10 protein-coding genes are annotated in these 13,429 nt (G+C 29.8%); 9 read left to right on the top strand and 1 reads right to left on the bottom strand.

The features are described 5' to 3' along the window. Window positions 1-102: 102 nt before the first annotated feature. Genes KGF50_RS10285 through KGF50_RS10270 form a run of 4 tightly spaced genes read left to right on the top strand, consistent with a single transcriptional unit; the run spans window position 103 to window position 4,482 of the window. The gene (locus KGF50_RS10285) at window positions 103-1,431 is read left to right on the top strand and encodes a DUF512 domain-containing protein (protein ID WP_227847949.1); all 1,329 of its coding nucleotides are present in this window, start codon (window positions 103-105) and stop codon (window positions 1,429-1,431) included. A gap of 27 nt (window positions 1,432-1,458) precedes the next feature. After that, complete coding sequence (gene der, locus KGF50_RS10280; RefSeq protein ID WP_255654866.1) at window positions 1,459-2,784, top strand: ribosome biogenesis GTPase Der; 1,326 nt, start codon at window positions 1,459-1,461, stop codon at window positions 2,782-2,784. A 33-nt stretch (window positions 2,785-2,817) separates the two neighbouring features. Continuing rightward, window positions 2,818-3,432, top strand: coding sequence for a glycerol-3-phosphate 1-O-acyltransferase PlsY (gene plsY / locus KGF50_RS10275; protein ID WP_227432431.1), 615 nt, complete (start codon window positions 2,818-2,820; stop codon window positions 3,430-3,432). 30 nt (window positions 3,433-3,462) lie between these two features. Then, window positions 3,463-4,482, top strand: a complete 1,020-nt coding sequence (locus tag KGF50_RS10270; RefSeq protein WP_227847948.1) for an NAD(P)H-dependent glycerol-3-phosphate dehydrogenase — start codon at window positions 3,463-3,465, stop codon at window positions 4,480-4,482. Window positions 4,483-4,556: 74 nt separating this feature from the next. Here KGF50_RS10270 and KGF50_RS10265 read toward each other — a convergent pair whose 3' ends face one another. Then, on the bottom strand, window positions 4,557-5,207 hold the full coding sequence (locus KGF50_RS10265; RefSeq protein ID WP_227847947.1) for a TetR/AcrR family transcriptional regulator: 651 nt from the start codon (window positions 5,205-5,207) through the stop codon (window positions 4,557-4,559). Between the two features lie 319 nt (window positions 5,208-5,526). Between KGF50_RS10265 and KGF50_RS10260 the strand changes: the two genes are divergently transcribed. The 5 genes from KGF50_RS10260 (at window position 5,527) to KGF50_RS10240 (ending at window position 13,366) form a co-directional block, all read left to right on the top strand. Next, entirely contained in the window at window positions 5,527-6,666 is a 1,140-nt protein-coding gene (locus KGF50_RS10260; RefSeq protein ID WP_227847946.1) for a M24 family metallopeptidase, read from the top strand. A gap of 14 nt (window positions 6,667-6,680) precedes the next feature. Continuing rightward, entirely contained in the window at window positions 6,681-8,135 is a 1,455-nt protein-coding gene (locus KGF50_RS10255) for an amino acid permease (protein WP_255654865.1), read from the top strand. A 162-nt stretch (window positions 8,136-8,297) separates the two neighbouring features. After that, window positions 8,298-9,593: an MFS transporter gene (locus tag KGF50_RS10250; RefSeq protein ID WP_227847944.1), complete on the top strand. Its 1,296-nt coding sequence runs from the start codon at window positions 8,298-8,300 to the stop codon at window positions 9,591-9,593. A 170-nt stretch (window positions 9,594-9,763) separates the two neighbouring features. Further along, entirely contained in the window at window positions 9,764-11,239 is a 1,476-nt protein-coding gene (spoIVA, locus tag KGF50_RS10245) for a stage IV sporulation protein A (protein ID WP_227829157.1), read from the top strand. A gap of 183 nt (window positions 11,240-11,422) precedes the next feature. Further along, complete coding sequence (locus tag KGF50_RS10240) at window positions 11,423-13,366, top strand: hypothetical protein (protein ID WP_227847943.1); 1,944 nt, start codon at window positions 11,423-11,425, stop codon at window positions 13,364-13,366. Window positions 13,367-13,429: the final 63 nt, after the last annotated feature.

The following is a 13,429-nucleotide window of genomic DNA, read 5'->3' as shown; positions in this document are numbered from 1 at the left end:
GAAATGTTTAAAAATGCTATTGTAAAATATAATAAAGTCATAAACCGTATATGAAAATATATTATAATAAATCTTGATGAATATAAAAGAGTGGTGAAAAAAATGGAAGTAAATGTAAAAAAAATAAATAATATTATAAGTAAAGTTTACAAAGATAGTATTGCAGAAGAAATAGGTATAGAAGTAGGAGATTTACTTATATCTGTAAATGAACAGCCAATACATGATATAATAGAGTATAGATTCTTACTAAGTGATGAGTATTTAGAGGTAGAAATACAAAAAAAAGATGGCGAAGTCTACATATATGAGATAGAAAAAGACTATGATGAAGATTTGGGCGTTGAATTTACAAATCCAATAATTGACCAAGCTAAAAGTTGTAGAAATAAATGTATGTTTTGTTTTATAGACCAGTTGCCAGAAGGAATGAGAGAAACTCTTTATTTTAAAGATGATGACTCCAGATTATCTTTTTTACAAGGAAATTTTGTTACACTTACAAATATGAGTGAAGAAGATATAAATAATATCATTAAATACAGAATAAGTCCTATAAATATATCTGTGCATACAACTAATCCAGAATTAAGACAAAAAATGATAAGCAATAAATTTGCAGGAAAATTATATGGTATAATGAAGAGATTGGCAGATGCTCATATAGAAATGAACTGTCAAATTGTTTTATGTCCAGGTATAAATGATGGAAAGGAATTGGAGAGAACAATAAAAGAATTAGCTCAACTTTATCCATATGTAAATAGCGTTGCTATAGTTCCAGTTGGGATTACAAAGCATAGAGACAATTTAGCAGAATTAAATATATTTGATAATAAGGGTGCAAGTAAAACTATAGAGCAAATGCATGAAATGCAACAGAAATATCTTGAGAAAATAGGGACTCGATTTGCATTTTTATCAGATGAATTTTATATATTATCTAGTAGAGAATTGCCTGGATATGAAGAATATGAAGGATTTTTACAGTTTGAAGATGGTGTAGGTATGATACGTAAGTTAAAAACCGAGATTGAAGAGTATCTAAACACATTGTCTGAGAATATTCTAAAAAGAGATAAAAAAGTATCAATAGCTACTGGACATTCTGCATATGAATTTATACAAAGTATGGCAGATGCTATGATGGACAAGTTTAAAAATCTTCAAATAGATGTTTATGAAATAAAAAATAAGTTTTTTGGAGAAACAATAACAGTATCAGGTCTTTTAACAGCTAAAGATTTAAAAGAGCAACTTGAGCATAAGGAATTGGGAGAGGCTCTTTATATAACAAGAAGTATGTTAAAAGCAGATGAAGAAATTTTCTTAGATAATATTGAACTAAATCAGTTAGAAGAACTTATGAAAATAAAAATTATCCCATGCTTAAATGAAGGAAAAGATTTTGTGGATAAAATTTTAAAATAGAAAACAAAAGATGGAAGGAGAAACAACATGAGTATAAGTAGGCCAGTTGTAGCTGTAGTTGGGAGACCAAATGTTGGTAAGTCTACAATATTTAATAAATTTGCAGGAAAAAGGATATCAATAGTTGAAGATACACCAGGAGTTACAAGAGATAGAATATTTGCAGAAGTAGAATGGTTAGATAAATATTTTACATTAGTAGATACAGGAGGTATTGAACCTGATAGCGAAGATATAATATTATCTCAAATGAGAAATCAAGCCATGCTTGCAATGGACATGTCCCATGTAATACTTTTTATAGTTGATGGCAAGGCTGGAATAACAGCTGCTGATAAAGAAATTGCTCAGATACTTAGAAAAACAAAAAAACCAGTAATTTTAGTAGTTAATAAAATTGATAGTCAAAGTCAGTTTGACAATATATATGATTTTTATGAATTAGGTTTTGGAACTCCTTTTGGAGTGTCAGGAGCCAATAGTATGGGATTTGGAGATTTATTAGATGAGATAGTTCAAAATTTTCCAGCAGGATTAGATACAGAGTATGAAGAAGATATAATAAGAGTAGCTATAACAGGTAAGCCAAATGCAGGAAAGAGTTCTATACTTAATAAGATATTAGGAGAAGAAAGAGTAATAGTAAGTCCAATTGCAGGAACTACTAGAGATGCAATAGATACTTATTTTGAAAAAAATGGACAGAAATTTCTTCTTATAGATACAGCAGGGCTTAGAAGAAAAAGCAAAATATATGAGACAATAGAAAAATACAGTGTAATAAGAGCTATGAGTGCTGTAGATAGAGCAGATGTAGTGTTAATAGTTATAGACGCTTTGGAAGGCGTGACAGAGCAGGATACAAAAGTTGCAGGTATAGCACATGATGAAGGCAAGGGATGTATATTTGTAGTCAATAAATGGGACTTAATAGAAAAAGATAATAAGACAATGAGTAATTACACAAAAGATATAAAAGAAAAATTCCCATTTATGATGTATGCTCCAATAGTATTTGTTTCTGCAAAGACTAATCAAAGAATGAATAAAATATTAGATACAGTTGAATATGTATCAAATGAACATTCTAAGAGAATATCAACTTCAGCATTAAATGAAGTAATTGGAGAAGCTGTAATGTTAAATCAGCCACCATCTGATAAAGGTAGAAGATTAAAAATTTACTATGGAACTCAAACAGACATTAGACCTCCTAAAATTACTTTATTTATAAATGACAAGAACTTAACTCACTTCTCATACCAAAGATACCTTGAAAATAAGATAAGAGAAAACTTTGGATTTGAAGGAACTTCAATAAAGATTGAGTATAGACAAAAAAATAAAAAGTAAATATCTAAAATATAACTAAAGGGGGTAAGTTCAGTGGAGATATTTAGTTATATAATTATTGCTGTAATTGCATATTTATTAGGCAATATATCAACCTCGTATATAGTTGCAAAGCGAATTGCTGGAGTTGATATAAGGACTCAAGGTTCGGGTAATGCGGGCTCGACAAATGTGCTTAGAACACTTGGAAAAAGAGCAGGAGCAATGACTTTTTTAGGTGATGTTTTTAAAGGTGTAATTGCTGTTTTAATATCGGAAATTGCAGCAAAGTTGGTTGGTATAGATACTCTTTTAGCTGGATATCTAGCAGTTATATGTGTTGTAGCAGGTCATAATTGGCCAGCAGTTTTAGGATTTAGAGGGGGTAAAGGTGTTGCAACTTCGTTAGGTGCAATGCTTGCTGTAAATCCAGCAATAACATTAATGTGTTTGGCAGTATTTATATTGGTGGTAATTATAACAAAATATGTTTCATTAGGTTCTGTTGTTGGGATAGGTTGTTCACCAATATTTATGATTATAGCAAAAAATAAAGCTGGGTTAGTTGTAGCTTTGTTTTTAACCATATCAGTAATATATAATCACAGAGCAAATATAAAGCGATTATTAAATGGGACAGAAAGAAAAATTGGTCAAAAGAAAGAATAGTAAATATATTATACTCAGGTGGTGTTAAACATGGAGAAAGTATGTGTATTAGGTACTGGAAGTTGGGGAAGTGCATTAGCTTTAGGTCTTGCAAAAAAAGGTAATGATGTGAGCATGTGGACTCGAAAAGAAGAACAAGCTAAAAAAATAAACAGGACTAAAGAAAATACAGACTATTTACCAGGAGTATTATTTCCAAATAATATAACTATAAGTACTGATATAGAAAAAACTATAGAAAATTGCAAAGTAATAGTTTTAGCAGTTCCATCTCAAGCTGTAAGAAGTACTTGTGAAAAAATAAAACCTTTTGTAAAAGCTGGACAAATTATTGTTAATGTAGCAAAAGGTCTTGAAAAAGGCACTGGACTTAGATTGTCTCAGGTATGTGAAGAAGAATTGCCACAAAATCCATATGTAATACTATCTGGACCATCTCATGCTGAAGAAGTAGCAAGAGATATACCTACTACAGTAGTAGTAGCTTCTAAAGAATTAAAAATAGCACAGAGTATACAAGATTTATTTATGAGTCCTAAACTTAGAGTTTATACAAATCCAGATATAGTTGGAGTTGAACTTGGAGGAGCATTAAAAAATATTATAGCTTTTGGTGCTGGTATATGTGATGGATTAGGGTATGGTGACAATGCAAAAGCAGCTCTTATGACAAGAGGAATTAGTGAAATGAGTAGACTTGGTACTGCTATGGGAGCTAATATGTCTACATTTGCAGGCCTTTCAGGCATTGGAGATTTAATAGTTACTTGTACAAGCATGCATAGTAGAAATAGAAGAGCGGGTATACTTATAGGCCAAGGTATGAGCTTAGAAGACACCTTAAAAGAAGTAAAGATGGTTGTAGAAGGAATAACTGCTACTGAAGTAGCACATGATGTTGCTGAAAAGCTGAATATAGATATGCCAATAACTAATGCTATATATTCTGTAATAACTAAAGGTTCAAATCCTAAAGAAGTTGGAATAGAGCTAATGATGAGAAGTAAAAAACACGAAATGGAAGAAGTTGTTTTAGGTGATGATATATAAACTTATTGCACAATAAAATAAAAAAATAATAGATGTGTTTTAGCCCTCTTTTTGAAAAGAGGGCTATTTTAATATTACTTAGCATGTTTTATTATGTATTCAATAGAAGAAATCATTTTCATAGTTAATTCATCATCATTAGAATTTTTTCCTGTGTTTCTTTTTAAGAATAATAGATTTTGATAAAAAGAAATAATTATATCATTGATTATATCTAAATCTTTAGCTGGTATATATCCAGTACCTACAAGATTGTTCAATAGTATTTTATTTCTTTCTTTTATACTTTTTCCTGTAATCATTAAAGATATATCACTATCATGAATACCTAAGTCCTCTGGAAACATATCATAATATTGTTTTGTGATATAACTAAGTTCATCACTGGACAAGTTAAAAAATACCTGATAAAAAGCCTGAGCATTGTCAAAAGAATGTTTACAAAATAATTTCCACATAATTATATATTTCTTATATTCATCACTGACATTTTCTATACACCTTGAAATATTCAAGTTGTAATCCTTAAAATATTTTATAGATGCAAATGATATTAGATGGTCTAAATTTTTAAAGTAGTTATATAGGGTTGAACTGTTATAGCCAGCCATATCTGCAACCTTACGAAGTGTAATATTTTCTATTCCTTCATTTTCCATAATGTTTTGAGCAGCTTCTATGAAATACATTAATATCCTTTTCTTTTGTAATTCTTTATTTGTCATTTTATTCACCTACAAATAATCAATATAGTTTATATAATCGTGATTTTATCATTAAATTTATTATAAATCAAGGATAATATTCCAAAATATAATGTATATTTGTTATATTTTAGATAACTTAAAATCATAAGAATATAAAAAATATTTAAAAATGAAATCATGATTGACAAAATAATCATGATTATGATAAAATAATCACAAATAAATTTAATTTACATACTAATACAACAAGTACTACAAACATTAAGAATTCTAAAATGATATATTCATTAATTGTTGTACTGGATGAATTATCTGAATATTGAGAAAGAGGTGTGCTATGTCAAATAACATGAGACTAGAAAGATTAAGAAAGTATATGAATGAAAAAAACATTGAAATTGCCCTAATATTTGAACCAGACAATCAATTTTATATTAGTGGATTTAAAGCAATAACTTACTCTAGACCAATTGTAACAGTAGTAACTCAAGATAAAATAGAATTAATAGTACCTGGATTAGAGGAACTACATGCAAAAGAAGTTGCAAAAGTTGATAATGTATATGTGTATTATGAAATACCAGAAATGAAAGAACATGGAATATCACATAAGCATTACTTAGATATAATTTTAAATAGATATCCTAAAGGAATAACTGTTGGGATAGAAAAAGATATAGTATCTGCAAGCTTTTCGGAATATATAACTGAGAAATCATTTGCTATTAAAGATGTTGGAAGTAAAATATTTGAAATGAGATATGTAAAAGACTCAAGAGAGATAGAATTTTTAAAGATAGCTGGTTACTTATCTGATATAGGAATAAAAGGTTCTTTGGAAAATGTTAGAGTTGGGATGAGTGAATTGGAATTTGACGTTGCAGGGGATAATGCTTTACTAAAATATGTATCTGAAAATTATCCTGATACATATATAGGATTTGCAAACTGGACTTGTTCAGGCATCGATAGAACAGCACAACCACATTTAGACTCCAATACTAGAATACTTCAAAGAGGAGATATAGTAATACATAGTAGACAGGTTTGGTATGAAAACTATAGAGCAGAAAATGAAAGAACTTTTATTATAGGTAAGCCAACAGAAAAACAAAAGGAAGTATTTAAGATTGCAGTAGAAGCTCAACAAGCTGGACTAGATACAATAAAAGCTGGGATACCAGCAAGAATGGTGGACGAAGCAGCAAGAGCCGTTGTTGCAAAGTATGGTCTAGAGTTATATTCAAATCATAGAATTGGCCATGGTTTAGGTTTATCAGAACATGAAGAGCCATATTTAAGATTTGATAATGAATTAATACTAGAAGAAGGAATGGTATTTTCTATGGAACCAGGAATATATATACCTGGAGTTGGAGGATTTAGACACTCAGATACAGCAATAGTAGGTAAAAATAGTGCTACAATTATAACTAATTATCCAAGAAGCGTTGAAGAGCTTATACTTGATATTTAAATTAGTACATATGTATGAATTTAAGTAAATTTAAAATTGGAGGAATTACAGTGAAAAAGAAGATTGGATTTTGGGATTTAGTATTTATGAATATATCAGCACTATTTGGGATTAGATGGATAGCTAAATCTACTGCCTCTAGTTTTGGGTTGGGTCTTGGTTCGATACCAGTTTGGTTATTGTTTGCTTTTATATTCTTTGTTCCAGCATCACTTATATGTGCAGAGTTGGCTGCAACATATCCAAAAGATGGTGGACTTGGAGAATGGGTTAAACAGGCTTATGGAGAGAAGTGGGGATTTATGGTGTCATGGTTAAATTGGACATCAAAGATATTTTGGTATTCTTCCTTCTTGACATTCTTAGCTATAAATATTGCTTATATGCTTGGAAATCCAGCTCTATCAAACAATAAGATGTTTATTTTAGTGCTTTCACTCATAATATTCTGGATGTTATCCCTAGTAAGTACTCGTGGAATGGCATTTGGAAAATTCTTTACGAATACAGGAGCATTAGGTTCTACAATTCCTGCTATATTACTTATAGTGATGGCATTTATGTCTGTAGTTATTCTCAAAAAAGCTCCATCAGCATCTGTATATACAATCCAAAATATAATACCAAAGATAGATGCTAATTCACTAGTTTCTATATCTGCTATAATATTTGCACTATCAGGAGCTGAAACAACTGCTAATTTTATAACCGAAATGGATAATGCTAAGAAGAACTTCCCTAAAGCTATATTAACAGTAGCTGTTTTAATAGGAGGAATCTATATCCTAGGTTCAGTAGCAATAACAATGATACTTCCTCCAGATGAAATTGCAGCATCAACAGGAATATTGGATGCATTAGCTAAAGTTGCACAAGATTTAGGAATAGGTAGCTGGTTTATAAAAGTAGTAGCATTTGGGATAACTTTATCGGTACTAGGAGCATTAATACTTTATATAGCAGGTCCAGTAAAGATGCTTTTTGGAAATGTAAAAGAAGGTGTATTTCCTAAGCAATTAACTGTTACAAATAAACATAATATACCATCAAATGCTGTAGTAATTCAAGCTATAATAGTGAGTCTACTTCTTATAGGAACAAATTTGTTGCCATCAGTAGACAATATATATAATGTTCTTGTTACTATGACAGCATTGACAGCATTGTTTCCATATGTATTACTTTTTACGTCTTATATCAGACTTAGAAAGACGAGACCAGATGAAGAAAGACCATACTCAATTGCAAAAAGTGATTCAACTTGTATTAATATAGCCAGAATGGTACTTGTAGTAACTGTAGTAGGGATACTTTTTTCAACAGCACCAGTTATGGAGACTTTAAAAGACAATATAGTTTATGAGATTGAGATGATAGGTGGAGGTCTCTTTGTTATAATAACAGGCTTAATGATATGGAAGAATTATGAAAAGAAGGTAGCTAATAATTCTGGGGATTCCTATAAATAGAAATATAATTATTTTAGTGAGCTAAAAGTGTTTATCTTTAGCTCACTAAAAATTATGGATAAATTAACTTAATATATTAATAAATCTATAATACGTTAAAATGTTGAAAAATCAATAATTAGTCATCATAAAAATTTATGAGTATTTACATAAGGAGGAAATATGTCAGTTGAAGTAAATAAACCAAGCATTTGGAAAAATTTCAAAGTCTTGATAATACTCTTTGTAGCAGGAGCATTTATATATGCTTTACCATATTTAAAGAATTATTATTATGATACTTTTGCACAAGCATTTAATCTTACAAATACACAAATGGGGAGTTTAGGAAGTATTTATGGTCTACTTGCAATGGTATCATACCTTTTTGGTGGTTTCTTAGCAGACCGTATTTCAGCCAGAAAACTACTTTCGGGTTCTTTAATTATTACAGGGGTATCTGGTCTTGTATTAACGCTTTATCCTCCATATATCGTTGTATTTTTAATACATGCTTTATGGGGAATAACAACAATACTTACTTTTTGGCCAGCACTTGTAAAAGCTGTTAGGATGTTAGCATCTGAAAATGAACAAGGAAAGGCTTTTGGTTTTATGGAAAGTGGTCGTGGAATTACCAATGCAATTCATTTATCTCTAGTCTTAATATTATTTGGATATATTTCATCAAAAGTAAGTGATAAATCTGGTCTTACAACTATTATAGTGCTGTATTCAGTTATAAATGTAATAGTTGGCTTATTAGTATTTTTTAAGTTAAAAGACAATGAAAAAGAGGTATCAGCCAAATTTGATAAAGAAGCTTTCTTTACAGTAATAAAAATGCCTCATACATGGATAATAACAATAATAATGTTTTGTTCATATTCAGCTAATATGTCATTTTACTATTTTACGCCATATTCAACTGAAGCATTTGGAGCGACTGTAGTATTTGCATCTGCAATATCAATATTAGCTCAGTACTGTAGACCAGTAGCTTCAGCTGCTTCTGGATTACTTGGAGATAAAGTGGGCTCATCAAAGATTATATCTTATGGATTTATACTTATGATTGCAGGACTTTTAGGTGTAATCTTTACACCAACGAAATCTTCTATGATTTATGTACTATTGATTGGATGTGTTGCAATATATGTATCTATGTATGCAATTCAAGGTTTGCATTATTCATTACTTGAAGAAGGAAATTATTCACTATCAATATCAGGAACTGCTATAGGTATAGTTGCTACATTAGGATATCTTCCAGAAGTACTTTGTCCTTTAGCAGCAGGAAAGATATTAGATGCATTTCCAGGTGTAACTGGATATAAGTACTACTTTATAGTTCTTACTATAGTAGCCATAATTGGATTGGTGTTTACATTTATATGGATGAGTATGACTAAAGAAAGACGTAAAGAGCTTATTGAAATGAATAGTAAGTCAAATGAAAATACTACTAAAGTTAGTTAATATAATACACTACTGTTTGGGCTAGCATTGTAATTTAATTTACATTGAAATTTGCAAATTTCTATATGTAAACTAAATTAATATTGCTGGTCTTTATTTTTCTATTTTAAGAATATTAACCTCGAAATCTAAATATAATTTAATAAGATTAGATGTATAGGAGGAATAATATGAATAATAACATATACGAAGATATATCCAAAAGGACTCAGGGGGATATATATATTGGAGTAGTGGGACCTGTAAGAACAGGAAAATCAACTTTTATAAGAAAGTTTATGGAAAAGTTGGTTATCCCAAATATAGACAATGAGTTCAAAAAAGATAGAACAAGAGATGAGATACCACAAAGTGGTTCAGGCAAAACTATAATGACAGTAGAACCAAAATTTGTACCAGCAGATGGTGTAGAAATTAAAATAAAAGACACAGTATCTTTAAAAGTAAGAATGGTAGATTGTGTTGGATACATAGTTGAAGGAGCTTTAGGTCATGAGGAAGGTGGAAAGCAAAGATTGGTATCCACTCCTTGGTCACAAGAAGCTATGACATTTGAGAAAGCAGCAGAGATAGGGACTAAAAAAGTTATAAAAGACCATTCTACAATAGGGATAGTTGTCTTGACAGATGGTTCAGTTACTGGTATTGACAGAAAAAGCTATGTAGAACCAGAAGAGAGAGTTATACAAGAATTAAAAAATCTTAAAAAACCATTTGCTGTAGTTTTAAATACGTTAAGTCCTAGAAGTGAGGAAACAAGTCTGCTTAGAAATGAATTAGAGGAAAAATATGAAGTTCCAGTTCTTCCAATGAATATAGTTGAAATGGAAGATGAGGATATAGAGGAAGTTATGGAAACTGTACTATATGATTTCCCGCTTACAGAAATAAGAATAAACTTACCTAAATGGGTGGAAGGTCTTGAGAGAAATCACTGGATAAAAAGCAGTATAATAACAACATTAAAACAGAGCATTATAGACATAGGTAAAATAAGAGATATAGAAGGAATTATGCAAGGTTTCTCTGAGTTAGAGTTTTTAGATGATACAGGTGTTGACCATGTAGAGTTAGGTGAAGGTGTCATAAACATTGACTTACAAACAAAGCAAGATTTATTCTATAATGTCCTTGAAGAAAAAAGTGGATTTAAAATTGAAGGAGATTATCAATTGCTTAGCCTGATAACTAGACTATCTAAAGTTAAAAATGAGTATGATAAGATAGAAAGTGCTTTAATGGATGCTAAGATAAAAGGATATGGAGTAGTAGCACCTTCTTTGGAGGAACTTAGCTTGGAAGAGCCAGAAATAATGAAACAAGGAAAACAGTATGGCATTAAGTTAAAAGCTAATGCACCATCACTTCACATTATAAAAGCAGATATATCTACAGAAGTTTCTCCTATAGTTGGAAATCAAAATCAAGGTGAAGAGATGATAAAATATCTCATGGAAGTATTTGAAGAACAACCAGCAGACTTGTGGGAGTCAAATATGTTTGGTAAGTCACTTCATGATTTAGTAAAAGAGCAGCTTCAAAGTAAATTATATACTATGCCAGAAGAGATAAGGGTTAAGATGCAAAAGACTCTACAAAAAATTGTAAATGAAGGAAGCTCTAATATTATAACTATTTTATTATAAGAATATAAGCTACTTATTAAGGTTAAACACTTGTTTACTTTAGTAAGTAGCTTTTTATTTATAAAAATAAATAAAAGTGCTTATATAAATTGACAACAATTAATAATTATGGAAAAATTATAATGGGTAAAGTATATTTTTCGACAAGGCTGTTTTAAGCTAAAAAATTTCTAGAGGTGGAGTATGAAAAAGTATGAGATATTTATTTTTGTAAATATAATAGCTTTATGTTTTATAATTTTTCCAAATAAGGTTTTTGGACAAGAGAATAATTGCCTAGAGGATTTTAAAAGATGGGTTCAAGAAAATAAAAATAATACTGAAGATATTGTTTATACTCTTCACTGTGATATGGTAATAGATAAATCGTTTAGATTTTACATTCCATATGGAACTAATTTTACAATAGACACTAACAAATATAAGATACTAATAAAAGACCAAGGATATTTTAAGATTGAAGAGAATGAATTGAATATAATAGGAGAGGGAGGAAAAGATGGAGTAATACATGTGGAAAAGGGGGGAGAGTTAAATATAGGTATAAACAATATAATTGCTACTAATGGAACTGCTTTGTATGTTGAAGAAGGAGGGAGTTTAAGCTTTAGCTCATACTATGGAGGAATTGGAAATATAAGAGCGAATGGAAATAATGCCATAGGAATTTATTCTGGAAATGATATTAGGGTGCCATATAAAGATATAGAAGTAAGAGGGAAAAATGCTGTAGGAGTATATTGTAAAGGCGATATTGAGTTGGAAAGTACATCAGTAAGAGCTTATGATAATGATAATAAAAATAGATTATTAAAGAATTTAGATAAAACTGTCAGATCAATTGTATCAGAAAGTAAAAATATTTATATAATTGATAATTATAATGAGTTAGTACCTGCTATAGCAAACAATTCTGATTACAATATTATAGAATGTTATGCTAGAGGTACTGGCGTGCTTGATGAGGAAATAGAAGTATGTAAAGAAGATAAAATAGAAGATATAAGTTTTCCAAAGGATGTTTCAGTACAAACATCCAGTAGCACTATTACCGAAATAGATGTGGAATGGGACTTTTCTGATTATTACGAAAAATTACTTAAAGGTGATGATTTCAGTGTAATAGGTAAATTTAAAGATGAAGATTTAAATCTAAAAAAAATAATATTAAATAATGGTGTTGTTCCTATTCTAGATGTACATATTGTAGAAAAAAAGCCAATAGATAACTTAGAATTGACTTTTCGAAATACACCTAATGGATATGTAGCTACTTTAGATTATGATATGCCATATAATGCAAATAAGATTTTTATTGAATACTCAGAAGATGGAGTTAATTGGATAAGTGAAGAACAGGAAGATATTATGGCACAAGCAACACTTAACTTTGAGGATTTTAAGTTGCGCTGTTTTAGAATAAAAGTAGAAGGTGGATTTAGAGAAGGATATTCAAATATTGTTTTAAAGCCCGGATTTGTAATGAATGGAGGGGATGACCAAATTACACCAGATGATGAACAGGAAAATGGAGATATTGATGGAGATCGTGGTGGGGGCGGTAGAGATGACCCAGATAGAGAAGATTCTGAGATTACTGGAAATATAAATGACAATAATGAGAATGAAGCTACTGATGAGCAAAGACCTGAAGATTCCAATAAAGATACAGAATCTAATGATGGAGAAAAAGATAATAAACCTCAGAAAGATGAAAAAAATGATAACTCAGATGAAAAAAACATTAAGACAGATAACGAAACAGAGAATGAAACAGAGAAAAACATTAATAATAAAGACAAAAACTTTAAGAGTAATAATTTAATCATGAAAAATAAAATTAAAAATAGTTTAAAAGAACTATTAACGGAAAATCACAATGAAAATGATGAATATTCTAAAAAGACATTTAATGACGATAATGCCTTAAATCGAGAAGATACTTCTGAAGTAGGTAAGTTTAATGATAAATTAGAGTCTCCTTCTCAATCACAGAATAAAACTCATAATTTAAATAGTGGAATCATCATTGGAATCGCGATTGTAGTTTTAAGCATGCTATGTTCAATAATAGCAGTAAACCCTGGTATCATAAAGTATATAAATAAATTTATAAAATTTAAATAGTAAAATAAGTAAAATTGTTTAAAATAATTCAATTTTATTTGATAAGAAAATTAGTAGGAGAAA

Source organism: Clostridioides sp. ZZV15-6598, from assembly GCF_020657705.1.
Lineage (GTDB): Bacteria > Bacillota > Clostridia > Peptostreptococcales > Peptostreptococcaceae > Clostridioides > Clostridioides difficile_F.
Note: the sequence above shows the minus strand (reverse complement) of the source record. Positions and strands in the feature narration are given on the sequence as shown.